This is a genomic window from Paenibacillus sp. GCM10027627, from assembly GCF_042675505.1.
Lineage (GTDB): Bacteria > Bacillota > Bacilli > Paenibacillales > Paenibacillaceae > Pristimantibacillus.
On the sequence record NZ_JBHTHB010000005.1, the window covers coordinates 171,303 to 196,281 of the forward strand.

22 protein-coding genes, 1 tRNA gene and 1 other annotated feature are annotated in these 24,979 nt (G+C 45.6%); of the genes, 3 read left to right on the forward strand and 20 right to left on the reverse strand.

Annotation, left to right across the window (positions count from 1 at the left end; genetic code table 11):
• Positions 1–95 precede the first annotated feature (95 nt).
• The 9 genes from ACFQZE_RS18205 to ACFQZE_RS18245 form a co-directional block, all read right to left on the reverse strand.
• Complete coding sequence (locus ACFQZE_RS18205) at positions 96–656, reverse strand: DUF4256 domain-containing protein (RefSeq protein WP_379359604.1); 561 nt, start codon at positions 654–656, stop codon at positions 96–98.
• Between the two features lie 502 nt (positions 657–1,158).
• Positions 1,159–2,667, reverse strand: a complete 1,509-nt coding sequence (locus tag ACFQZE_RS18210; protein ID WP_379359606.1) for a TROVE domain-containing protein — start codon at positions 2,665–2,667, stop codon at positions 1,159–1,161.
• A gap of 311 nt (positions 2,668–2,978) precedes the next feature.
• A tRNA-Ser gene (locus ACFQZE_RS18215) sits at positions 2,979–3,045 on the reverse strand.
• 200 nt (positions 3,046–3,245) lie between these two features.
• On the reverse strand, positions 3,246–3,650 hold the full coding sequence (locus ACFQZE_RS18220) for a PH domain-containing protein (RefSeq protein ID WP_379359608.1): 405 nt from the start codon (positions 3,648–3,650) through the stop codon (positions 3,246–3,248).
• A 190-nt stretch (positions 3,651–3,840) separates the two neighbouring features.
• Complete coding sequence (gene ligD, locus ACFQZE_RS18225) at positions 3,841–6,270, reverse strand: DNA ligase D (protein ID WP_379359610.1); 2,430 nt, start codon at positions 6,268–6,270, stop codon at positions 3,841–3,843.
• Between the two features lie 351 nt (positions 6,271–6,621).
• Positions 6,622–6,951, reverse strand: coding sequence for a hypothetical protein (locus ACFQZE_RS18230; RefSeq protein ID WP_379359612.1), 330 nt, complete (start codon positions 6,949–6,951; stop codon positions 6,622–6,624).
• 1 nt (position 6,952) lies between these two features.
• Entirely contained in the window at positions 6,953–9,049 is a 2,097-nt protein-coding gene (locus tag ACFQZE_RS18235; protein ID WP_379359614.1) for a PrsW family glutamic-type intramembrane protease, read from the reverse strand.
• Positions 9,050–9,307: 258 nt separating this feature from the next.
• Positions 9,308–9,985 carry a sensor domain-containing protein gene (locus ACFQZE_RS18240; protein ID WP_379359616.1) on the reverse strand — a complete coding sequence of 226 codons (678 nt, stop codon included), beginning with the start codon at positions 9,983–9,985 and terminating at the stop codon, positions 9,308–9,310.
• Between the two features lie 299 nt (positions 9,986–10,284).
• A complete protein-coding gene (locus ACFQZE_RS18245) occupies positions 10,285–10,854 on the reverse strand; it encodes an SF0329 family protein (protein WP_379359618.1) in 570 nt (189 codons plus the stop codon).
• Positions 10,855–11,146: 292 nt separating this feature from the next.
• Here ACFQZE_RS18245 and ACFQZE_RS18250 point away from each other — a divergent pair, with 292 nt between their 5' ends.
• Positions 11,147–12,070: a GNAT family N-acetyltransferase gene (locus ACFQZE_RS18250; protein WP_379359620.1), complete on the forward strand. Its 924-nt coding sequence runs from the start codon at positions 11,147–11,149 to the stop codon at positions 12,068–12,070.
• Between the two features lie 187 nt (positions 12,071–12,257).
• Here the strand turns inward: ACFQZE_RS18250 and ACFQZE_RS18255 are convergent, their stop codons facing one another.
• The 4 genes from ACFQZE_RS18255 to ACFQZE_RS18270 form a co-directional block, all read right to left on the reverse strand.
• Positions 12,258–13,064: a class I SAM-dependent methyltransferase gene (locus tag ACFQZE_RS18255; RefSeq protein WP_379359623.1), complete on the reverse strand. Its 807-nt coding sequence runs from the start codon at positions 13,062–13,064 to the stop codon at positions 12,258–12,260.
• A gap of 65 nt (positions 13,065–13,129) precedes the next feature.
• Positions 13,130–13,355, reverse strand: a binding site (T-box leader).
• A gap of 621 nt (positions 13,356–13,976) precedes the next feature.
• Entirely contained in the window at positions 13,977–14,483 is a 507-nt protein-coding gene (locus ACFQZE_RS18260) for a hypothetical protein (RefSeq protein ID WP_379359625.1), read from the reverse strand.
• A 274-nt stretch (positions 14,484–14,757) separates the two neighbouring features.
• Positions 14,758–14,949 carry a helix-turn-helix domain-containing protein gene (locus ACFQZE_RS18265; RefSeq protein WP_379359627.1) on the reverse strand — a complete coding sequence of 64 codons (192 nt, stop codon included), beginning with the start codon at positions 14,947–14,949 and terminating at the stop codon, positions 14,758–14,760.
• Between the two features lie 11 nt (positions 14,950–14,960).
• On the reverse strand, positions 14,961–15,161 hold the full coding sequence (locus tag ACFQZE_RS18270) for a helix-turn-helix domain-containing protein (protein WP_379359629.1): 201 nt from the start codon (positions 15,159–15,161) through the stop codon (positions 14,961–14,963).
• 462 nt (positions 15,162–15,623) lie between these two features.
• Between ACFQZE_RS18270 and ACFQZE_RS18275 the strand changes: the two genes are divergently transcribed.
• Positions 15,624–17,174: a recombinase family protein gene (locus ACFQZE_RS18275; RefSeq protein WP_379359631.1), complete on the forward strand. Its 1,551-nt coding sequence runs from the start codon at positions 15,624–15,626 to the stop codon at positions 17,172–17,174.
• On the opposite strand, the gene rlmD is transcribed toward ACFQZE_RS18275, so the two are convergent.
• The 4 genes from rlmD to ACFQZE_RS18295 all read right to left on the reverse strand — a co-directional run bounded on the left by rlmD (position 17,171) and on the right by ACFQZE_RS18295 (position 21,046).
• On the reverse strand, positions 17,171–18,754 hold the full coding sequence (gene rlmD, locus ACFQZE_RS18280; RefSeq protein ID WP_379359633.1) for a 23S rRNA (uracil(1939)-C(5))-methyltransferase RlmD: 1,584 nt from the start codon (positions 18,752–18,754) through the stop codon (positions 17,171–17,173). The two genes, ACFQZE_RS18275 and rlmD, sit on opposite strands and share 4 nt — an antisense overlap.
• 190 nt (positions 18,755–18,944) lie before the next feature.
• Positions 18,945–19,853, reverse strand: a complete 909-nt coding sequence (locus ACFQZE_RS18285) for a diacylglycerol kinase (RefSeq protein WP_379359635.1) — start codon at positions 19,851–19,853, stop codon at positions 18,945–18,947.
• 119 nt (positions 19,854–19,972) lie between these two features.
• The gene (locus ACFQZE_RS18290) at positions 19,973–20,743 is read right to left on the reverse strand and encodes a sirohydrochlorin chelatase (RefSeq protein ID WP_379359637.1); all 771 of its coding nucleotides are present in this window, start codon (positions 20,741–20,743) and stop codon (positions 19,973–19,975) included.
• A gap of 12 nt (positions 20,744–20,755) precedes the next feature.
• Entirely contained in the window at positions 20,756–21,046 is a 291-nt protein-coding gene (locus tag ACFQZE_RS18295; RefSeq protein WP_257445618.1) for a YerC/YecD family TrpR-related protein, read from the reverse strand.
• A gap of 230 nt (positions 21,047–21,276) precedes the next feature.
• On the opposite strand from ACFQZE_RS18295, the gene ACFQZE_RS18300 reads away from it, so the two are divergent.
• Positions 21,277–21,828 (forward strand): hypothetical protein, encoded by a 552-nt coding sequence (locus ACFQZE_RS18300; RefSeq protein ID WP_379359640.1) that lies wholly within the window; start codon positions 21,277–21,279, stop codon positions 21,826–21,828.
• A 113-nt stretch (positions 21,829–21,941) separates the two neighbouring features.
• Here ACFQZE_RS18300 and ACFQZE_RS18305 read toward each other — a convergent pair whose 3' ends face one another.
• From ACFQZE_RS18305 to ACFQZE_RS18315, 3 genes are all read right to left on the reverse strand, one after another.
• Positions 21,942–22,937 (reverse strand): inorganic phosphate transporter, encoded by a 996-nt coding sequence (locus tag ACFQZE_RS18305; RefSeq protein WP_379359642.1) that lies wholly within the window; start codon positions 22,935–22,937, stop codon positions 21,942–21,944.
• Between the two features lie 25 nt (positions 22,938–22,962).
• The gene (locus ACFQZE_RS18310) at positions 22,963–23,574 is read right to left on the reverse strand and encodes a DUF47 domain-containing protein (protein WP_379359644.1); all 612 of its coding nucleotides are present in this window, start codon (positions 23,572–23,574) and stop codon (positions 22,963–22,965) included.
• Positions 23,575–23,837: 263 nt separating this feature from the next.
• A complete protein-coding gene (locus tag ACFQZE_RS18315; RefSeq protein ID WP_379359646.1) occupies positions 23,838–24,923 on the reverse strand; it encodes a DUF3048 domain-containing protein in 1,086 nt (361 codons plus the stop codon).
• Positions 24,924–24,979 lie beyond the last annotated feature (56 nt).

A 24,979-nucleotide genomic window follows, 5' to 3' on the forward strand; every position in this document is an offset into this window, starting at 1 on the left:
TGACGGATAGCTATACTCGCTTATATGAATGCAAAAAAACATGCCGAGTTGGCATGTTTCATTTGTAAATTTGACGCAATGGATGGGAAGCAGCATTAGACCTTTAAAGAGCCGCGAAAACCTCTCGCAGCATAATAAGACTCTGCGCCGTTATGATAAATAAAGACTCTTCCAAAGCGGTAATCACCGAATATAGCGCCGCCGAGTTTTCTCATCTCAGGAGGTGTAACGACCCAGCTTGATGTTTTGGCATCGAAATTCCCCAGCTTCTGCAGCTCCCGGTATTGTTCTTCCGTTAGAAGCTCGATTCCCATTTCGGCAGCCATACCGACAGCGCTGTGTTTCGGTTTATGTTCTTTCCGTGACTCCAACGCTTCATAGTCGTAACAAAAACTTCTGCGGCCTTTAGGACTTTCCGCCGAACAGTCATAGAAAATGAATTCCCCTGTCTCCGCATCACGCCCAACAACATCCGGCTCTCCCCCAGTCGTTTCCATTTGATGGAGTGACCATAGTTTTGCTGCATTTGTCTCCAGCTTATCATGTACGCTAGCCCATTCAAGTTCTTCGTGGCGGTTCTTATTTTTTTCAAATCGAGTTTTCAGTATTCGCAATATTTCTTCGATCTGTTCTGGCGACAACTGCCTTTCCATCATAAAGCCTCCTGTTCTATCGAAATCTATTTTAATAGTAAACGATAATCCATATTGTTCGCCATATCATCCTAATTTAAACTCACACAAATATAGACCACAGACTTTAAGTCCATGGTCTACATAGATTACTATAAAAAGCTAACAACTAGCTTTGGTCATCCATCCGTGCCAGCTTCACTAGATCGGATTTAGGCCATCCCAGTTCCTTCGACTTTGTCCTGCAAAAAGAACAAGAACAGTGAACTTTACCTTTAGCAAACTTGCCAGCATACTTCTCCTGCCAACCGAGCTGCTTGGCGATTTTGTTCTTTCGCTGAATCACTCTTCTTCTCTGATGCCTGAAATAAGCACGATTCCGATTTTTACATTTGTATTTCATTTCCTTCACGCCCCTTGGGAAAAGGCCCAGCCTGCAAAGGAGCCAAGGGAAAACGATCATCCCTTACAGGCTGGGTGTGAGGAAACGACTGATTTCAATAAACAGCATAACCACCTCATTTTGCTAAATGACAAAGTTGTCCAAATCTATTCCCTTCACACGTTTCAACAACGAGGAGTAGCCTTGCAAAGATTGTGCGATATAGGATAGCACAGTATCGCTCCAGCCGTAAATATAAAACGTTTTAGGATCACGCTCTGGTACCATCGCATGCCGATATGGAGCAATATCCACAATAAACGCCTTTGCGTTTCGGTTTATTTTCGATCGATACATTTTCAGCTGTTCGTAAAACGGGCTGCCGCTGTTTTGCTGCTCATCCGTAATGATGATGATTTGGTCTACTTTTCTCCGCTCCTGAATTAGTTTGCGAATTGGCGCCCCCGTATCCGTTCCGCCACGGGCATGGATTTGCGCCGCTTGCGTTAAGATGCTGTCTTTACGGGAAGGCATAGCATCGTATACCTCTGTATCGAACAACCAGAACAAAGAGCTGCCTTGCGTTTTTTTGAACAAGGCCAAAGCAAAGACCGAACCTATCTCCAAGTATTGACCATCCATCGATCCGGATATATCCAGGAAAATTGCCGTTTTCTCTCCAAGCTCAGGCAGATTGTCGAACGTAAGCTCGGCAGCTTCCCGCAGAGCATCTCGAAGCTCTGGATGATCCACCTGACGAAACGCTGTCGCCAACCGGAACGGTAAAATCTTTGCTTTTCTCAGCGCCTGCTCGTCTGTCATTCGGTTGATCACATAGTTTAGATTGTTCTTATTTTCCAACACTCCAGCCCGCTGAAGAGTGTTCATATTCCGGAGTAGCGCAAAGGTTGGCATCTGGTAAAGCAGCGCTTCCCAAACGCCTTTTGACGGCTTAATGGCACCCGTAACCGTTTCGTATGGCAGCTTGCCGCGGCCAATCCACGCCATCTGCTCCACTTCGGTTGCAGCCATCTTCAGCTTTTCCAAAGCCTCGACTTGAGGCAGCAAGTCAAGATTAGCCTCGTGGCCTCGCAAATATCGAAACAAGGCTTGCTGTTTTAAATCACCGGGCTTTGGATGAGCCGTGGCAATCGCATCTCCTAAGCTGTATCCGCGCCCGCTTCCGTTATATTTGATTGCCCAATATTCGGACACTCCGGATAAAAATCGATTGACCTGACGCTTGACGGCACGACCGCCTTCTCCACGTCCCATTTCTTTTAATATAGTTAGAAAATCGGACAAGTCAGAGGGAATTCGTACCACCTGCAAAAAAATCTTTGCAAACAAGTCAGGCCGATAAGTCGAAAGAATCGCTAGACCAAACAGCGGCTGCAATCTCATAAATCCTTCATTCCGAGCAAACACGATTGCTTTAGCCATAAAAGTTGGGTTGCTGCTGCCCATTTCATGATGGAGCTGCTCCGCATCTTTAAGCAATTCATTCTGATCCGCATAAAAGGTGTTGCTCATTGTATTGGTCAGAAGCGTCTGCAAATATTGTTCCTCAATGGATCTGTTAAAAGCCGGGTAAAGTTCTTTGTTATATGTATTTGCTCTAAACGAGCCGAACAGTTTTTTGGCTATACTCATTATTTATTGACCTCCTCTTTATTCAAAAAAAACGGTGAGGAAAAGGCGGGATAGGCTCATTGCAGGAGTCGAACCTGCCGTATTGCCCGGGTAAACGTTTGGTCGATTTTCAGTCGAAGTAACCCATCCCTGCGCCTCACCGGCCCCTTATGTTATGTAAAACGAAGCGAGGAAATAGGTTGAAAAGGTGGTCTTTGGATCGAAGTAACCCTTTCAGACGCCTCGCTTCACTGTTCATTTTTTAAAAGATCATCGAAGAAGTTGGGTCGGAGGGGTATATGCTGCTCTACCTGCTGAGCTATTCCTCCGTTTGGAGGAAGTTGGACTCGAACCAACGACAAGCCGATTAAAAGTCGAAGTAACCCTTCCATTCGCCTCGATGATCTCAGAAGCCGTTGTCATTGCGCTGGCTTCTGTGTCTATATTCGCTTATTTTTGCAGTAACGAACACGGCGAAAGTATTACGACTTGGCAAATGACTGTTGCTTTTAGAAACGTCAAAAGCCTGCCGTTGACCGGCAGGCTTCATGATTTTAGCTATGTATGAATAGTAAGTCCTTCGTACGATTCAGTTTCCTTTAACCATGCATCTCTTTAAGTTTTGCCAAATGCAGCTTGTGATTGGACAAGCCAATACAAATATTGTTCGGCTTAAATACGAGATAGGAGTCGTCCGGGAAAGTAACTTTTACCTTTGTTTTCAAAAAGCCTTTTTGCAGCGAAATATTTTTTACATCGTCCATGTTGACTTCCAAAGTTGCTCCAGTTAAATTTCCAGTCACTTGATTCATTTCACAGATTAAAATCCGCTTATTCGTTACGCACACAATGGTATGACTACCAAGAAAATTAGCAGCTCCCTGGAAAACTAAAAATTTAGTAAAGGAAGCTAGCTTCACTACATAAAAATAGTAATGATAAGACTCCCCAGGCTCAGCGTTTTGTTGAAAATATTCATCGAAATACCGGTTTCTATTAAACACTTATACACTTCCTTCAGATTTGAAGTTAATATCTTTATAGTTTTCTATTATATGCGTAAATAACAATTTACGACAAGTTTCTTCCTAATATTTAATATTTTTACCAAGCATCTTCACCGCCTGATAGAAAATATTTCTTTATTGTAATAGAGATAAAAAAGAAGCGGGATTTCTCCCGCTCCGCAAGTACCTAAATATGAAAAAAGGTTTTCCAAGGATCGCTGCCGCCCATCCTGGCAAGCGCATCTGCCATATTGACACCGTCCGGAGCCACCGTGTCGAGCTCATCCCACGAGATAGGCATGGACACTTTACCGCCTTTTCTCGCTCTTATGGAATAAGGGGCAATGCTCGTTGCACCTCTGCCGTTGCGAATCCAGTCGATGAATATTTTGCCGGTGCGACTCGCTTTTCGAACATTGCTTGTGTAGCGGTCAGGCCACTTATGCTCCATTACTTGAGCAACGCGCTTCGCAAAATCATGAAACTTATTCCAGGTCATAGCCGGTTTAAAAGGGACAACGACATGGTACCCTTTACCGCCGCTAGTCTTGAGATAGGAATGGAGCGAAAGCTCGGCAAGAATGCTTTTTATATCCCGCGCGCCTTGACGCACCCTTTCCAGATCCATCCCCTCATCCGGGTCCAAATCAAAAACCATCATATCCGGCTTTTCAAGCTCGCCAATACGGCTGCCCCAAATATGAAACTCCAGTGTGCCCATTTGCGCTTCGGATATAAGCCCGGTTAAGTTCTCGATGTAGAAGTAATCTTCTGTTTTTCCACTGCTGGTTGTAATAGGGATTGCGACAACACCTTTGTTGTCGGGGCCGGGATGCTTCTTATAAAAGCACGTCTGCGATATTCCTTTGGGGCAGCGTACAGCCGTCAAAATTCTTCGTCCAACATAGGGCAGCATCACTTCCGAAACTTTTGCATAATACCGAATGACGTCTTCTTTTGTAATGGCAGGGTTGTCGAACAACAGCTTGTCCGGATTCGTAATCTCAACCCCTTCGATTGTGACTCTGTTTGAGCTTGCGATTACCGATCTCTCCACTTCTATGGCGGGGGACTGAGACTGTAGAACATCTTCCGCTTTTTCCTTGTGGATCTCTATAGGTTCCTTATCCGTTCTTAATCCTTTGAAGCTTGCTTGCCTAAGCTGACTTTCCTTAGTCCATTCGGCAAATTTAATTTCGGCCACCAGCTGGGGTTCCAGCCAAGTTAGCTTTTCATTTGATCTGGGCTTTGGCACAAGCTTGAAAAGAGGGGCCTTCCTCTTTAGCCTTTCAAACTTTTGCTCAAGTTCCTTTTGGTCAGCTTCGCTCATGCCAGTTCCGGCACGTCCGGCGTAAACGAGCTGATCCTCTTCATAGTAGCCAAGCAGGAGCGAGCTGACCCCGCTCGTTTTTTTGTCTGAAAGGGAATAGCCTCCGATAACGAATTCTTGCCTATTGTCGCATTTTAATTTGATCCAGTCACCGTTTCTTGAGCCGCCGCTGTAGCTGGAATCGGCTTTTTTGCCGATAATCCCTTCCATGCCAGCTTTACAGGCCGCATCAAAGCTCTCTTGTCCGTTTCCTTTGATATGACGGCTGTAATAGAGATTTTTGGGAGCATTCTTCAGCAAAATTTCTAGTTTTTCTTTTCTATCCATCAGCCGGTTCTCTCGAATATCCGCGCCATCCAGCGCAAGGAGATCAAAGACGATATAAGTTAGGTTTGGGGCTTTGGGGTTTTTCAAATAGTTCTGCAAAGCCTGGAAATCCGTCCTCCCCGCTTCGTCCGTAATAGCAATTTCTCCGTCCAGAATCATCGCCCTTCCTGCAGCAAGATCAATGAGAGATGAGGCAATGGGATGAAACTTTTCCGTATAATTGTGTCCATTTCTAGTAATCAGCCGGACGTTGTTGCCCTCCACAAAAGCAATCATTCGATAGCCGTCGTATTTCAGCTCGTAGAGCCAACTCTCATCCTTAGGGATATTTTGAACGGAGACGGCAAGCTGCGCTTGGGCTTTGTTAAAGGGATTTTTGATGAGCTTCTCCTCTTCCCCCGCTTCGATTTCCGCCATGGTTCGGCCGGTTCTGATGCTAGTGCTGAATTCCGCTATCCCATTATCCGCTTTAACGAACTCATCTTTTTCCTTGATGAGCAACCAGTTATCCTGTTCGTCGCCGGACTTCGCATTCCATCGGACCAAAACCCACTTTCCTCTAAGCCGTCTTCCTTTCAAAATAAACTTGAGTTCGCCTCTCCGGAGACCCTCCTCCACATTTCCAAGCGGTTCCCATAAACCTTCATCCCACAGCATAACGACTCCGCCGCCGTACTGTCCCTTAGGAATGGTTCCTTCAAAGTTCCGATATTCCAATGGGTGGTCTTCCACCATAACTGAGAGCCTTTTGTCACGAGTATGATAAGAGGGTCCCTTAGGCACTGCCCAGCTCAAAAGAACTCCGTCCCATTCCAGACGCAGATCGTAGTGCTCCCTTCTGGCCATGTGGTGCTGGACGACGAATTTCAAACCCTCTTCCGGTGCTGTTACTTTGCCTTCGGGTTCCAACGTTTTTTCAAAATTTCTTTTTTGCTTGTACTCGCTTAATTTCTTAGCCATCCGATCACGCCGTTCCCTTATTCTCTTCACCTTGTTTGTATAGAGGGCTACGATGAAATGAACTTTTAAAGGGTATTGTTTCCAAGTGAGGTATTTGTATTCGGCGTTGTGTTTTAAGGATTTCGATATAAAGGATGTTGTTTACTGCGAACTATTTGTTTAAAAAAGCTTCAGTTGCATGATCTGAGGCCGTTCTTTTTCTTGCTCTCCTTTTAGTGAATACTGGAAAAATATCTTTTTGTACAACTACCAGCTTCCGAAGAGAAAATTAAAAAGCTGACGCCGATATAGAACCGGAGCCAGCTTGCAAAATTGGGGGTATTTCCTTTAAATGCACCAACGACTTACACGTCAGCCGATAAAGATGACACAATCGCCTTGCTCTAGAATCCGGGGCAGCTCGGTTTCCAGCAGCTCAATCCGGCTTAACAACTGATCCCGTTGATCGCTCGGCACCTGCTCCTGTCCCCATTGCTTCAGGCGAACAAGCTCCCTCAGAACGTCAGGCAGATCGACCGCTTCGATATCCACTCCAGTGGAAAACAAGGGAACCCATTGCAGTTTCAACTCCCCGGCTGCTGGCTGCCAGTATGTTGCGAAAAACGTTTCCGTCGCAACCGGCACATAGAACCGATGCTCCTCTTCCGTCTGCGCACCGGGAATAAATGCAGAAATCGACATATTACGGCTTCCCTCCAAACAAAATGTTGAATGTATAATCCGGATATTCCTGCCGCAGCCGGTTCAGACTGTTCTCCGCCGCATCGCGCAGCTCCGGCGTGTCGCCATCCATGCGGAATGTAAACTCGCGAATCGATCGAATTTCCTCCAAGGTCGGAACTTCCTTCGAGCCGTCTTTCGTTGGTCGCGTTTCAAGCGCTTCCTTCAGATTTTCGATGCGATTGCGCGTTTTTTCATACAGCTGTTTATCAGTAAACTGCTGCGTCGTTTGGGTGGGTAAACCCGTTCGGGGATTGACCCGGTCCAGTCCCATCGCGGTCTTATCTTCAAAAAAGACTTTGTTCTCTAGATCAACCCCGTCAAACTCGCCAATCGGCTTTCTCCTCTTATCCACAAATTCGACCCCCCGGTACACTTTCACCGGCGGTACCGGCCCACTTCCGTCATCCGGCTTATTCCGTTCCGGTTCGGAACCATCATGATAAGGCGGCTTCGGCTGTGAACTGTCGGGACGCGGACCATTAGGCTCCGGCGCGCGACGGAACAGTTTTTTGACTAGGCTCTCTGCATAATTTACCGCTTTTCGGGATATCCACCCCACAGTTTGACCGAAAGGAATGCGGCTAAGTACAATGCCCACAGCTACAGACAATGCGTTTGCCGGCGTCAGCAGCTTACGAGGATCGCGTATATATGAGGCAATCTCACGTCCACTCCCCGCTATGCTGGCTAACGTCAATGCAACACCAAGCGCCGGCCAAAACCCGACAAACAGTAAGGCAAGAGCAAACGCGCCGAGAACCAGCCCGAGCTGCTCATACCAGGTCAAATCATCCCACCAATTTTGCAATGAATCAAACATACAGGCGAAGCAAGAACCGTCCGCAGGAGGCGCGGCGGCGGCGGGGAACAGCAATGCCCCGGCGATAAGCAGCAGCACCAACGCGGCACCAGTGACCGCTCGGACAATTTCGGTAACCCGGTTGTGAACCTTCTCTACGCTGCGCTTCGTTTCCTCATTGCCATACAGGAGCAGAAATCCAAGCTTCCGCCGTTCCCGATAAAAGTCCATCCAATAAACGAAACGGCCCCGGTCCGTCAACAAAGCGTACGTCATCCGCCACCATTCGGTCAACGGATTAAGGAAGCTTTCCTTGTGGATGGCTGGTAACATTCCGCGAACGCGATTCAGTCCCCAATAATCGTATACAAGCGCAATGGCCAGCAGAAACAAGAAAAACGGCTTCGTCCAATAACCGTCGCCGGTCCAGCCATGAATCGTAAACACCCAGTCCGGCAACCGTCCTTGCCCGTTCCAAGCCATATGATTCAAGATCGCCCACAGTAGCAGCACAAGCGGGATCGACCACGAGAGATAACGAATTTTGCGCAAACGTATTGCAAATCCGCAGCCGAGCGCGATTAGTGCCGTATGAACCGGATGACCGACCATCATTAGCACCGGAACGTAACTGTCCTCAAACTGTCCGGTGAACAAACTCCAAATATCCCAATGAATGACCTTGCTGCCAAACAGAGTTTCCCCATAGCCGAAGCCGGATGACAGCCAGCGGCGGGTCATCTCCTCCATCAACTGGAAGCCAGCGCCAGATGCAGCTCCGATTAGTGCATAGTCACTCAAACCAAGCGCGGTTCCTCGCCGTGAAAAGAACAAAAATATGCTGAGGGGCAGCAACTTCCATAGCTCCTCCAAAATTGGCGTTAGCACAGCGACCGACCATGTGCTGGCCGGCGTGCCACCGAACACGTCATGAATAGAATTGACGGTAAATACGGTAAATGGAATAACGAGAGCAACGCCTGCAAGGACAAATAAGGAATACGCTCTCCAAGTAATCGTCTTACTGCGGCACAGCACCCAAAACTGGAGCAGCACATAGGACGACCATGCGTACTGGAGCAGCATCGTACGCGACTCTTCGAATCTAAACAGACTGTACAGCAGCATCAATAACGAAAACCAAGCAAAAACCGCATACATATAACCGATCCATCGGTATTTTTCCAGCAAGGAACGAACGGATAGGTACAAGTTCTCCGTGCCGTCCCGGATTGCGTTACGTAAGTTCCATATCATTTGCGAGGCGGTCACCTCCTCCTATCGCTATTTATTGGACTAGTACTAAAATTAGGTTTGTCGAAAATCCAAGCACATGTCGAATTGCAAACCTTACCATTATTATACATGTGACCAGCGGGACTTTGACGTGCCAATTCTCCTAATCGGGAGAGTGTGAAGAGGCCCATCGGCATAGGGCGGGGCCTTCTTCAACCTTGCGTAGTCAAGTAGAACTTTTCGTCGTAGGGAGCAAACAGAAAAAGAGGCGCAGCCTTTTTAGGCTCGCCTCTCATCCACTAACATCATTTTACGTTGTATTTGCATCAGCCCATTTACAATATGCAGCGAGATTAAGAAAAATACTATACCTAAGACTACATACAGTATGTATTGCTGATTATAGGTCCAATCGATTTGAAAATAACTAAACAAGCTATCTTCTAAAATATCGACCTGTATTTCTTTCATTAAAATAACATGTACAATTGGTAGAGAAAGAAGTCCTAGTCCTAATGATAATGCGGTGACCGTTATTACAAAAAATACGATACCAGTTACAAACTTGAGTAGTATGAGGAGCAGGTTTCGAATAAATAACCCACTTTTAAATCGTCTTGCCATTCGCTTCAGCCAGTTCTGTCCAGCTTCGGACTGTTGATTGTAGGTTGCTGAGGTAGTTGAAATCGGTAAACCTAAAAATAGTCTAACTAAGCTTTGTTCAAATTTCACAATCCCATCCAACAATTTAGCTACTCCAAAAAATAACGGTATCCCGATAAAAATTGGCATTAAACCGATTGATAAAGCAAGTCCCGTTACCATTACGGTAAAGTAGATAATCCCTAGCGGTAGAGATAACACAAAGTAGAGAATTGCTGCATAGGTTTTTGGATTAAAAAGCACCCCATTGTTTTTACCTGTTGACGCTGTTTTAATAGCATCCATGGTTCTCATTCAAACACTTCCTTTGGCTTCATTAGTTACGCTCTTAATGGTAAGTTCATTATATCTGCCTTATTTGCCTGTCATAACAGTCTTAGCGGGTATGTGAACCTAGACTTTAGGCTAGTTAACATAATACAAAAGTAGACGTAACAAAAAAAGAGGAGTTTTCCGCCCCTCTCTACAATTTCCGCCGCTACATCTCAAACACTAGCCTTCTCTAGCCAGCAAAGCCACGCTCCACACATGTGAAAAATGCCACGTATAGCGCGCTATACTTAAATCCAAAGCTATTCATGCTTGATACATTTTCATACTGTATCCAGCCGCAGCTCATAAAAAAACTTCACGCTCGGGTGCTTTTGCTTCATCGTTTCGCTAAGGTTCAAAATCCGCTTTTTCCCAACTCGCCGATCCACCAAAGCTAAAATATTCAATAAAATATCATCGCTCTCTAGGCTTTGATCTATAGATGTAGCTAGAAATTTATTTGCTGTAACGTCAAAGCTTGATTTGCTTAATTCTACCTGTGCCAACATAAGTCGCTTTGCATGCTCTGACGTTTTTTTACTTCTTGCTATAACGTGCAGCCGATCCTCCGGAACGGTTCCCTTGAAATTTGTTCGGACAGCTTCTATTTCTTCGTCGCTGATTGGAATTTGAATACTTGAATCATTCTTAATTTCCTGTTCGTTCTGATACCATCTGATCAAGGTCGTTTTATCCATCATATTGAGCACTTTCTTTTTATCTACTGCAATATAACAAATCCCTGCCTTATCGGGTAAGTAACGGTAGCTTGTTGCAATATATTCGACCTTTCCATGTAATGCGGGACAAAGAAAACTTTCCAACTGTTGCTTTAATTTGCTCCAAGACATGTAGTTCTCCTCGTTCGTATTAATATTTGCTAATCCTTATATTAACCATAATACAATAAATATCACTCAAACCTCTATGTTTGGAGGAAAAGACCTGGTGGAGAAAATAATTATAGCTGTATATTATGTTGATGCAATGATTGGGGTATCGTAATTTTAATAATAGCGATAGTAAAAGGTGGCGTTTTTTGAGAGCAACCAATTGTTAACAAAGGGCCATTTTATTAAGGGGATATTCGCATAGCTAGTCCATTAAACTGCGAAATCTCTCTATTTTGAGAGGAGTATTATTTTGAGTCAATCATCAACCAAATTTTTCATACGTAATTTCGAAAATGGCGACATGCCTATGCTTGGCGAATTGTACCATTCAGTAACAGCTAACGAAAATGCAACATTTTGGTGGGTCGGGGACGAAAATAATTGGAGTAACGTTTATTGCGCATTTGAAGATGGGAAAATGGTCGCTAAGGGGCAAGTTAGCATCATTAACATTGTCCCTCCCGGTCGTCCAAAAGAGAACAATCACTCCATATACGTCAATCTTAAAACGATTCCTGAAAGAGAAAATGATATTTCTTTGCTCGACAGCGTCTATCAATATCTTTTCATAAAAGCAAAACAATTAAAGGAGACATTGCCTGAAGGGTATAGAACAATACTTTGTGTTGGCAACGATGCATCAGAAATAGCAAATAATCAGTATTTTATTCAAAAAGGATACCTTCATCTGTATAGTTCATATGGCATGAATCGGGACTTAAATGAACCGATTTCTGAATTAAAGCTGCAAGAGGAGTTTCAACTTTCTTACTGGAAGATGGAGTCATCCCAGGAGGAAAGAGACTACCTAGCTGTGGAAGCTGAAATTTGGCCTGACACTCCACTAGGACATAATAGGTTATCTGAATATAAAAATAACAAACGATGGACATCCGTAGTGATACGTCAATCAGACGTTATTGTTGGGGGATTGATGGCATGGCAAGAAGCAAAACATGGTGTCATTGAGGATGTTTTTGTCCGCGAACCATGGAGAAACCGCGGTATTGCCAAGTATTTGCTTACACAAGCTTTAAAATATCTCAAATCTCATCAGCTACAAACCGCTAAACTCATGGTATTGCCTACAAATAAATCAGCTTTATCTCTATACGAATCCGTTGGATTCTATACAGATAGTGAAGAGATTCGGTACTTTACAAAACTAGATTAGACCACAAAAAGAGGGGCTCTTCGCCCCTCTTTACTATTTCCGCGAATATGTCTTCGAAATTAATTGTCCTTTCGCACCAACAGTGAGCAACACTCCACATGTGACGAGTAGACAGTGACAACAAACATGTATGTGTCCGCAGGATTGGTGTTTGCTCAATGTTAAACTGGTTCTATTCGGGGTTCGATTATTTCCTTTTGCCGATATACAACAAATGAGACGATATTCCCAAGACGGAAGGGTCCTTAGCGAGTTCAATAAGTAAGTTCATCAGACTCTGCGACTCACCTTTTTCTTCCCAAGATTGCCTTTGTTCATTACTTATCAACCCACCAATACTAGAAGAACCAATCAAATCAACTGTTTCAAATCCTTGGCTTTCCATAAAGGGCTTAATATCATTAATGTTGAAGTAATATGCTCCTGTAAATCGTCCCTTATCTACGTGATTAAAAATCCCAGTATCGCGGAACTCTTTTATTGAATCCATTGTGTCATTGGGCTTCCAGTGCTGTGGATATTGCAAGGAAGTTGTTGTCATTCTCATCCTACTTTGAAAAGCAACAAAAATGATGCCTCCCTTTTTTGTAACGCGGAACAACTCTCTTACAGCATTTATCCGTTCTTCTTCCCTTTGCAAATGGTAAAGAGGTCCTAACATCAAAGAAGCATCAAACACCTCATTGGGTAATCCGTCCAAATTTGTAGCATTTAACACATGAAAGCCGTTGAAGTGTTCCGTTAAGCCCAATTCGCTTGCCTTCTCCTTAGCCAATTCAACTAGTCTAGGTGTTAAGTCAGAAAGAGTTACATTAAATCCTAGCTTCGCTAACTCCATTGAATATTTTCCGGGTCCTGCCCCATTGTCAAATACTTTACCATTGGGAGGTAAATATTCTTTAATGTAATGCCAGTTAATGATAAACTCTAGCGGTTCCCTATCCAACCTGCCCCACTCGTCAAAACGGGAATAATAATCAATAACGTTTTCCATCTGATAACACCTACCTTAATAAATATTGTTTTGTTCAAAAATAAAATAAAAAAACCTATTGCCTACAAAGAGGCGATAGGTTTTCCTTCGCGGTACCACTCTTTTTGATTCGTTTGTTCGGTAAATGAACGAATCATCTTAAAACCTAATTACGGAGGTTTAACCGTTAAGACCTACTGGATTCAGCCTTACCGCTCATGGGTGAGTTGGGGAAGCTATTGACTGTCTCGCACCAAAACGACAGTTCTCTGAACAATAGTAATCCTTAATACTCCCAATCATTGCGTTTAACTTTTATTGAATTTAACTCAGTATACAGTTTCCAAATAATACCTGTCAATAAGGGCTTAATATTCAATAAATCTCTGTTCGTACAGCAAATTTGCAAAAATTCTAGCACTGAGAAAACAACACTAAACTTCAGCAGGACCACACAAAGTGATTTATTCGGCATCGGGTGGCAATCCTATGCATTACTTACATCATTCGAATAGTTTATGGAAACGGGCTTCATATCTAAGCAAAAGAGCATAAACTAGTTTATATCTCCGCCGATATACTGCATGAACAGAGTTCGCATATCAGGAACATGATTTGATACTGCCCCCCTTATCCGGTCTTTAGATGACCGCTCCAACTGCTTCCAATTCGATTTTCCAATTGTCAAATGCTTCAATTCCACTCTTAAGCCTGTTAGTGCCTTCGTGTCGGGAACATAATGATATCGGCTCATGGACACAAAATCCTTAAAGGTGTATTCCGACATCGGCTTTAATTTAGGCTTGAATCGAAATTCGACCCTTGACATCGGACTAACAGATTTCACTCCAAAAACGTCATTTAGTTGCTTTGCCTTGTCATATTGGCAAACAGTACATTTTGCCGTTGCCGCCCCGTAATAGAGTGTTGTCCCTACCCTTTGGATTCTTTGGCTTGTTGGCGGCGGTAGTAAAAAGCATGTAATGGCAATGGATAGTCAATTGCAATATCAAGCCGTTTGACCGCCCACCTTTCAGGAGAAATCATATTGAATATCTCCAATGCTTGGGGGGGGGCTAGACGGATTAAATGACAACATAGCGTTGTAGTGTCTCCATACATAGGTATTTTTGGGTACATTAGCAACGAAAAGAAGTTAGGTTTACGTTGGAAATAACTATACTGAAAGTAGGCATTTGACTTACTACTTGGATAGTGAGCCTTTAACCATTCAGCCTCCTCCTTGGTGAAATGGGTAACAAGTCTATATCCGTCCTTGACGATATTCATTTGCTTCACGTCCTTTCTTCGCCCTCCGCTCCTACGGAGGGTTTTCTGTTCATTGATTAGTTCGCTCCGCTTTGCTACGCTCACGAGGCTGTCGCCCATTTTTTCTATGATTTTCAGTTTAAAAAAACTAGGTACTATCAAGCTAAACATCGTTTTATCCCCTGCAATAGTTGCTGTTATTCTTATAAGGAAAGGGTGGAGCATTTCGCTCCACCCTTCTACTTCCTCAACTTGCGGAACTCTTCAATACTATCGCAATGAAAGAACTTCATTATTTCGCTTTCTTTGACCCGTCTTGGATACTTGGAATAGGTTCGGTCATTTTCAGGTGTAAAGGTCTCAAGCCCTTCGACAACCTCCCATCGTCTTACCGTATCACCTAGTATTCGAGCAATAGTCTCAAAGGTATAATGCTGTTCCATGATTATCGCCGCCCCTCCTCAAATGCTTGCATAACGAAGTATTTCAAGTCCTTCTCTGTGACCCTGTAAGTCGTTCCTGCCAGTTTCATGGCTATCAACTTACGTTGACTAATCCACTTGTAAACGGTATTAATGTCTACCTTTAGGATGACTGCGACTTCATCGACTGTATTGACGTTTCCTAGTAGTTCCATTATTAGTTTCCTCATTTCGTGTTATCGAGAATGAACTTCCGTAGGCTCTCTTGTGGGATTCGGATAGAACCACCCACTTTTACACTTGGCAAAGTGCCATTGTGACAGAAGTGGTAGACAGTGTTATAAGACAATTGAAGAACGTCCATTACTTCCTTAATTGTATAAAGTCGTTCCAAGCCAACCGCCCCTTTCTTGTGATTTACTTGCAATCACATTATAAGAAGGGGGCTGTAATGTTTAACAAAGCACTGTAACGAAATGGTGTCGTACATAAAAATTGAGTATTTACAAATCGGATTATTGTTACTAGGCCGGGAGAGAGCGAAGGATACCAATTTCAGCTATAGGGCACAAATTAACGCACATTAGAAAACACAATATGCCGAGTTTGTATCTTACTAAACTCGTGATTCATCAACCTCATTAAAACATTGAGGTAGGAGATAAAAATCAACTTCATCGCAACTATCCGCACACATGGAACGATGGCTAGCGTGGGGGGGCGATAGTATGAAAATCGAACGAACGTATATTTAACGGCAACAATGACCTAGAGGAAATTCTACTTCAACTTATCAAAGTCCACGTTGACAAGCTAAATAAGCCTTTCTACGATGAGAATAGAGCAAACACCATTCCTTCAACGGACACTGAAGGGATGGCGAGTTAATATGAGTTTGAAAGTAGCGATATATGCAAGAGTAAGTACAACTAAGGACGCTCAGAAGGACAGCATCGAAAATCAAATAGCCTACGCAATGGACATGATTTCAAGCAATGGTTGGACTGTGGCAGGAACTTATATCGACAACGGTATTAGTGGTCTGAGAATCAAGAATCGTGCCGAAATGCAACGGCTCCTTGCGGATTCTAAAAAGAAGAAGTTCGATGCCGTTATTGCTAAATCCGCTTCACGACTTGGACGCAATTTAGTTGAAAACCTACAGACAGCGGACACAATAGTCAATTGTAAAGTACGCTTAATTCTTCCTGAGGACAACTATGATTCAGCTACAAGTCAGAGTCGGTTTAACTTCAATATTAGGGCTTTGTTGGCTGAAGAGGATAATGTTACCTTTTCCCGTAGGATTAAACTAGGGAGACAAGGGAGTGCAAAACGGGGCAAGTATCATGCTTCTTTACCTGCATACGGATACAGAAGGGATGAGAATGGAAATCTTGTTCCTGATGAAGTGACCGCCCCGACTGTACAGTGCATCTTTCACTGGTATTTACATGACGGGTGGGGGATGCAGAAAATCAGCAACTACTTGACTGAGCATGGTTACCCTACTCCTAGGACAGTAGCTAATGCAGGTAATCAAGGAACAGTATGGCACCAGTCAAGCATTAAATGCATATTGACCAACGTGACCTACACTGGAACCCTATGCCAACATCGTGAAGAAGTAGTCAGCCACATGTCAAAGGAACGGGTAAAAGTTTCCGAAGATAAGCAAATTATTTTTGAGAACGCCCACCCTGCCCTGATTTCGAAGGAAGAGTTCCAAGCTGTACAAGACCTTATGAAATCAAAAGGAAAGAGCCACAGTAACGGTCAAGAGAGCCTATTTGCCCATCTCTTGATGTGCCCTGATTGTGGTCATGGAATGACTTTCCGTAAGGATAGGCTTAAAAAACAAAACGGGGCTTACCTCTGCTGTGGTTACGTAAAACGAGGGAAATCATTTTGCTCCTCCCATATCATTGGATACGAGGCATTACTTGCGGTGGTAACGAGAGACCTTAGGGAATTGATTGGCAGTAATGTTAGATTGGACAAACTATTCGATGCAGTAAAGGGCAATGTCGGTCTTAAACAATCTGCCTTAGTCAAGGAGTTGCACAAACTTAACAAACAACAAGAGCAACTAGAGAAGAATCTACACTCTCTTATAACCCTCTTCTCTAGTCAAGCTGTAACCCTTGAACAGTTTACCGCCCAAAATGAACGTATTTTGTCGGAGCAACAGGCACTCACTAAGCGGAAGGTCGAACTTGAGACCATTCTCGAAACGCAAAAAGACACGGAAGAACAATTCCGTGCCTTTCAGAAGCAAATCGCGTTGTTTACACAACTGAACATTGAGGATGAGCAAGTTCTGAAACAGTTGCTTCATCAGGTCATTCAAAAGATAGAAGTCCATCAAGAAGGCTCTATCAAGATTCATTACAATATCGCCCACCCTCAAGGAATGGGTGAATTATTGCAAGGGGCTTAATCTGAAGCCCCTTTCCATTTAAGTAACACTGTACACTCCACGTGAGTCGTATGAGGAAACATATCCACCGGAGTAACCTCCACTGTCCTGTACCCTCCGTCCTCCAAAATACGGAGGTCACGCGCCAGTGTCGAAGGGTTGCAGCTCACATAAACAACCCGTTCCGGCTGAAGCTCGAGAATTGTATCGAGCAGCGCAGGATCGCAGCCTTTGCGAGGCGGATCGACGACGATGATGTCAGCCTCGATGCCTTCTTTTCGCCAGCGCGGCATCACAACCTCCGCCGGACCCGCCTCGAAAGTAGTGTTTTCGATGCCGTTCAGCTCCGCATTTCGTTTTGCATCCTCAATAGCTTCCGGCACAATCTCTACCCCGTAAACATGGCCGGCCTTGCGCGCCAAAAACAAAGAAATGCTGCCAATGCCGCAATAAGCGTCAATGACGCGCTCTTTGCCGCTAAGCGCCGCATACTCTACCGCCTTGCGGTACAACGCTACCGTCTGCGACGGATTAACCTGATAGAAGGATCGCGCTGAGATTGCGAACCGAATTCCGTCCAGTTCATCATAGATCACATCGCTGCCCCACAAAACGCGAGTCTCATCGCCAAAAATCGCATTTGTATTGCGCTCGTTGACGTTTTGGACGATGCTCTTAAGTCCAGGCAGCGCAGCGCGCAAATGCTCGATCCACTCCGGCTGGCGTGGCAAACGTTTGCCGTTTGTTACAAGCACCACCATGAGCTCGCCCGTCACAACGCCGGTTCTCGCCATAATATGGCGCAATAGGCCCGTTCCAGTCGCTTCGTCATACGGCTGAATGCGAAGCTCTTTTGCAACGCGTTTCACGACTCTTACAACCTCGTCGTTACGATCATGTTGAATCAGGCAATCATCCATATCGATAATGCGATGGCTGCTTCGAGCGTAGAAGCCTGCGGCCAATTGCCCGCCGTCCCCCGCAGTTCCAACAGGAACAGCCGCTTTGTTGCGGTACCGCCACGGGTTGTCCATACCGACGGTAGGATGAACAATAATGTCGGCTGCCGCTTCGCCATCCGTTACAGCGCCCTTGCCTTCAGCATTTGCCGAATCAATCCGGCCTTCAGAAATTGCTGAATCAGTTCCACCTTGAACAGTAGCCGAAGCAGCTCCGCCTTCCCCAGCCACCTTCAACTTCCCGATCCGCACCAAATTGTCCACGACATGCTGCCGCTTCCATTCCAACTGCGCCTCGTAGTCAAAGTGCTGAAGCTGACAACCGCCGCACTCTTTATAAATATCGCAAGGTGGCTCTACGCGATCAGGACTCACCTGCTCCAGCTTCTCCAGCTTGGCATACCCATATTGCTTCTTCGTTTTCATGACGCGAACGCGAGCCTTCTCTCCCGGCAACCCGCCCTGCACAAAAAGGGTAAAGCCATCCGCTCGGCCTACCCCTTCACCGTCATGGGTTAAGCCGATCAAATCGAGCGTAACCTCATCATTTTTTTGAAACGGCGCATTAACCTCAGATGACTTTACCGCCGCTGCTTTATTTTTCCCTTTGCTCGGGCCTTTTCCATGAACCGGGCTGCTCATGCTTTTTGAGCTTTTATGGCTCTCAAGACCTTTTGCACCTTTATTGGTGTCAAATCCTTTAGCATTCTTATTGCCCTCAGATCCTTTTGAGCCCTTATTTCCCTCAAAACCTCTAGCGCCCTTCGTGCTCGCACTTTTCCCGTCACGCTTATTTCTTCTAGTCATAATATCTCCGTTCTTTCATTACCGATTACCGATAAGTCGATTCCCCGGTTTCGTCAGCAAAGATTTGCAAGTGAGACGGGAGCACCGAGAAGTGGCACGGCAGCACGCCGCCGTATTCTCCATCCAAGTTGATTTGCACATAATCCGGTGTCGTCACTTTCAAGCTGTTGGTGCGGAAGTGCATGACGTGAGGATCGTTTAAATGCTCTCCGCGCAGCGCCAAAGTGACAAGCCGAATAAACTCAGCCAGGTTCATTTTGCTGATAAGCAGCACGTCAAGCAAGCCGTCATCCAACTTGGATTCAGGAGCCAGCTTTTCGAATCCGCCTACAGAGTTGCTGTTGCAAATGAGGAACATCATAAATTCATCGTGAATTTCGCCGATGCCCTCCGCTTCAAACTTCAATTCCGTCGGCCGGAGGCGGGTCATTTTCTCCAGACCCTTCATATAATAAGCGAGCTGCCCAACCATCGTCTTCAGTTTGCTCGGCACATCGTAAGTCAATTCCGTCAAGGAACCGCCGCCAGCAATGTTGATAAAATACCGCTCGTTCGCCTTCCCGACATCGATGGGGCGCGTATACTGACCAATAATGAGGTCGCATGCGTACTCCCAATGCTTCGGAATACCAGTCGCCCGCGCGAAGTCGTTCGTCGTGCCAACAGGCAGGATGCCAAGCGGCGGACGATTCGGCTTATTCGCCAGCCCGTTGATCACTTCATATAACGTGCCGTCGCCGCCAGCAGCGATAATCATATCGTAACCGCGATCCGCCGCATCCGCTGCGGCAAGCGTAGCGTCTCCTTCGCCAATCGTCGCGTGGCAGGTTGCTTCAATGCCGCCTTGATCAAGCCGCTGCAAAATATCAGGCAACCGCCGCTTCATCTCTTCCCTGCCCGATGTCGGGTTGTAAATCAGTCTTGCGCGTTTCATCTTGCGTTCGCTCCTTTTCGTGGAACATTAAACCAATTGCCGCCAGTAATAAGCCAAGAGGCTCGTTTGTTAGCCAGAATCACCTGAACCGACCTTTGTGCCGAAAAGCTTCACATGCTTCACAAACATCTACTATCCAACCATTCAGTCATTCGCCGGGTCAACCACCGCTCAATCGCAGCATTCGGCAGCATAGCTAGGCCGTTATATTTATAATGTAACCCTTCCAGTCTCGAAGGAATAACCTTATTTGTGAAATAACCTTGACTTATAAAAACAGGAACGACAATGACCGTTTCATCCGGACGTTCCCCTACCATGCCATTCAATGCAGAATAAGCCTGGTCCGGCAAAAGCATCGCATATTGGGCTCTGGAGAAACCTCCAAGCACCCGAAGCTGCTCCGCTAGGCTTGAAAGCCCGAGCTGCCATCGTTCATGAAAGACTGGCTCCTTACTGCCATGCCCAATTAAAAGCAGCGCTTCCTTATCGGGCTCCTCAGACAATTCCAACACATGAGACAATAAAAGCTCCGCAATTTCGGGATCGTCGCCGATCGGCTCGCCGTAAGTGACATTCGCCCGAACACGGAACAAACCTAAGTCTCCTTCCAAATCCGTTAAGGGAGGGAAGCCAAAAGCTTGTCCTATTTCATCGACATGAGTACTGCCGGGAGAAACAAACAGCGGCAGCACAAACATTTCCGTTACGCCAAGCCGCTCCAATTCGTCGACGCCGTCTTGAATGAGCCGCCCTTCCACAATTTCCAGAAAAGAGGAAACGACGGGAACAGAAATTCCCTTGGAAGCGTTCCTGATTGCAACATCAACAAGCCCGACCCATTCCGCTTCTCTAGAGCCGTGGCTTATGACTAATATACCCGGCTTCATCGCAGGATACCCTTATCTTCCAATACGTTCTAATGCCATTTTATAACCATCGTTGCCATAATTCAAACAACGCTTGACTCTGGAAATGGTAGCCGTGCTTGCTCCTGTTTCCGCCTCAATTTGGTTATATGTACTTCCCTTGCCAAGCATACGCGCCACTTCAAGACGCTGAGACAGGGATTGAATTTCGTTCACCGTACACAAATCGTCAAAAAACACATAACATTCCTCAACGGATTTTAATGTCAAAATCGCTTCGAATAGCTGGTCTATTGCCTTATCGTTCAGCTTTTTCAGCTGCATGCGCATTCACTCCTATGATTACTAATGCTTTCATTGTAAAGGCTAAATGATTTTTTTTCAAACGTTACCGTTTTCACGCTTTACAGAATAGAAGGCAAAAGCCCCCTACATCCCCTATATCTTGGGCAAATCTGGACATCTAACTATAATTTTATTGCAAAATCGGGTCATTCGTCCAATCCGAACAATCGCCTATCCCATAGAATATGAAAAAAAGGGTTGTGATCTCTTTGAATCCAAATCAACACCCCGGCGCCGGCAACCATGCGAGCGCTGGGCAATACCAGGAAAATGCCCATCGGCAAGGTCAAAATCAACACCATTACGGCGGCTTGCACGGCAGCTTCGGTTATCAAGACGAGCAAAACGGTCAAAACGTTCATATTTCACAAAATAATGCGGGAACCAGCACCTTGCTGCCGGCTGTCATCCCTTCCATCGATCCCGTGCCAGAAACGCCCAAAAAGGGTTTTTCTCTAGCCAACTTAACCAACATGGCGAACATGAAAGAAATAAAAGGGTTTGTTGACCGGATGGGCGGTCTCGACGGCATTTTGGCTACGATGACGAAAGTGCAAAAGGTGGTCGGAAGCGTGTCGCAAATGGCCCCAATGGTAAAAGTGCTGTTCGGCTCCTTCGGGAAAAAGAAAAGTTCTAGCTCGGATGAAAACAACGGCGAATGGAAACCAAAACACCGGAAAAGAAGAAAGCCCGGCACGGGCAGCGGCAGACCAAAAGGATCGGCCGGCAGACGAAGAAGCGGCGCGAAGCGCAGACGGTAAAGAATCAACGAATCGCCGCTTGATTGACACAAGAAAGGACAGCTTTCCCTTGACTAGCTAACTTAAGGGATAAAGCTGTCCTTCTTTCTTCAATCGAAGCTATTGCTTTAGCTTTATAGGAAAAGCATCTTGATGATCCAGAAGAAAAGCATAGCAAGCAAAGCCGTGATCGGAATGGTAATGAACCAAGCGATCAAAATTCTTCCCGCTACTCCCCAGCGAACGGCCGAGAACCGTTTCGCACTGCCTACACCTAGAATCGACGATGTAATAACATGCGTTGTACTTACCGGAAGATGAATCATCGTAGCGGTCAAAATAACGACTGCGGAACCTATGTCTGCTGCAAAACCGTTAATTGGCTCGATTTTGAAAATTTTCGTACCCATCGTTTTAATAATTTTCCATCCGCCCATGGATGTTCCTAGCGCCATAGCGACAGCTGCGGAAATTTTAACCCAAAGCGGAACGTCCATATTATCTTGAACGCCTGCAGCAACCAAAGCGAATACGATAATGCCCATCGCTTTTTGTGCGTCGTTGGTACCGTGGGAGAACGATTGGAACATCGCCGTTACAACCTGACCGGCACGGAAACCTTTATTAATGGAATGCGGACTTGATTTAGCAAAAATTTTCTTAAGCAGCCACATGAGAAGGAAACCAATCGTAAACGCGATAATTGGCGAAAGCAGAAGCGCCTTCATAATGTTCGTGAAGCCAGAAGCGTTGATCGCATCCAAGCCAGCACCCGCGATAACCCCGCCCGCCAAAGCACCGATCAAGGCGTGAGAAGAGGACGACGGAATGCCGAACCACCACGTAATGAGGTTCCACGCAATGGCGGAGAGCAAAGCTGCAATAACAATTTCAACCCCAAATTCCAAATCGGCCGGGTTCGCTACGCCGCCGCCAATCGTTTTGGCAACGCCCGTAAACGTGATGGCACCGACAAAGTTCATGACAGCTGCCAGAAGTACGGCTACTCTCGGCTTAAGAGCGCGTGTCGATACAGAAGTGGCAATCGCATTGGCCGTATCGTGAAAGCCGTTAATAAAATCAAACGAAAGTGCAAAAAAAACGACGATCCAAAGCACATATAATTCCATGTTGACGAATCCCTACTCCCTCGCGTTAGCTGTTGCGCATAACAATCGATTCCAGCGTGTTGGCTACATCCTCGCAGTAGTCGGTCGTTTGCTCAAGCCTCTCGTAAATTTCCTTGCGTTTGATCAGTTCAATCGGATCTTTTACGTTTGCGAACAAAGTCGTAATGGAAACGCGCAAAATGTCGTCGCCTTGGTTCTCCAGTTCGTTAATGGCGATACAATGCTCGCGAATAGCAAGCAGTTTCTTTTGTGTAAGCAAATAAATTGCGTTTTTGATTTGTTGTGCAGAACGAACAATAATGTCGGCAAACAGCGTAATGTACTCGTCCTTCTCGTGAATTTGATACATTTCGAATCGGGAAGCGCATGCTTCAATGCCGTCAAGTACGTCGTCAAGCGACTTCGTAAGCGCCATAATATCTTCGCGCTCGATTGGCGTGATGAATGTTTTGTTCAGCTCTTTCAAAATGGTGTGAGTGTACTGGTCGCATTGGCTTTCCAATTCCTTCATCCGTTTTGCAAATGCCGATACGTCGGACAGGTTGGAAACGCCTTTAGAAAAATATTCGGCTGCTTCCACAATAGTGTCTGCCATTTCCTCGAGACTTTTGAAGAAAATATCCTTTTTCTTAAACATGTCAATCCCCTTATCGACTACATAGTTTGTTTACTGCTGTCTCTTGCCTGAATCAGTTTACTATGCATTTGTTAACGCAGTGTAAACATTCATGAAAAATTTAATCATATTTCTTGAACCTTAACAAGATGTTAATAAAAAAATGTCTTTTTTTGACGAAAAAAGAGCGATTCCATGAGGAACCGCTCCTCTGGGACTCTTTTCGGAACAATGTCGCCGCCAGTAAATCGACTGACGCTTCTTGTCCTAGTGTTGCCCGCAGATTAATTACTTACCCATGTTACATGCCCCGACAGAGAAGGTTTGTTCGGAACGATATGAATATACGTTTTGCCGGGCAGAAGCGGCAGCTCCGTCCCGTCTTTAGCGAACCGAATCATGCCGTCGGGACTGCGCACCCAATCCAGATCGATTTTTTTGCCCTTTTGGAACAAATAGCCCTTGCCCCCGGATTCCAAATCAACGCTCATCCTTCCTTCATTGTCGAGCGTTCGGTGAGCTGTTTCGAATACGATCAAGTTGGCTGCGTTTAGTTGCTCCCCATTGTTCAAATCAATATGAGGCTCTCCATTAATAGATCGTTTATATAGGCCGGTCGATTCGTCGAACACATAATTTACTTTATAATTGTCCATTAAAAATTTAATTGTAATGTCGGCCGCTTTTTCCGTTATAGCCTCCAAGCTTTCCGAGAGGGTACCGTCCGCAGAAAACGTATACTTCGGCACGTTCACCTCTTTTTCATAACCTCTCTTGTCGGCGCCTGCACGCAGCTTTTCTTGGCTGGAATACAAATTATGAGGGGCTTTCCGCTCTTTGCTTCTCCAGAAATAAGATCCCGCATTCGTGATTTCGTCTAAATAAGGCTTGCCTTGTTTTTTCAAAATGCTGTACGCTTCCGGACTTCCGCCCGCATGGGCCATTACCGCCCCATAACTATCCGCAATATCAATTAAATATGCCCGATTGCTTCGAATCGGCCCAATCGTATGGCTTAGTTGATCCGAGCTTTGAAAGATTGCGACGAGCCTAGTAATTCCGCCTTCCGCCAGCACCTCCCATACAACATCCGCGTCGGTCAAGCCCGATTGGGGACGCGCCGCAGAATAATTGTTGATCATAACGGCCAGCGGCCGGCTAGTTGGCGCCAGCTCCTTGCCGAGTCCCGTCAATGGAGCCGTATAGGGCATCGGGGTCGGTTCTGCGCTAGCCGTTGCCGTGGCGCCCGTTGCCCCAGGCGCTCCCGATTCCGCAGGCGCAGTCGCGGCTTTATCGCCGCTGCAAGCGGAGAGTGCGATAAGTGCTGCTGCAGCCGTTATTGCAAACGAAATTCGTAATCTTTTGCTCAAGACCATGGTCAACCCGCCTTTTTCCCGAATAATGGACTAGCCATTTCTTTCCGCCT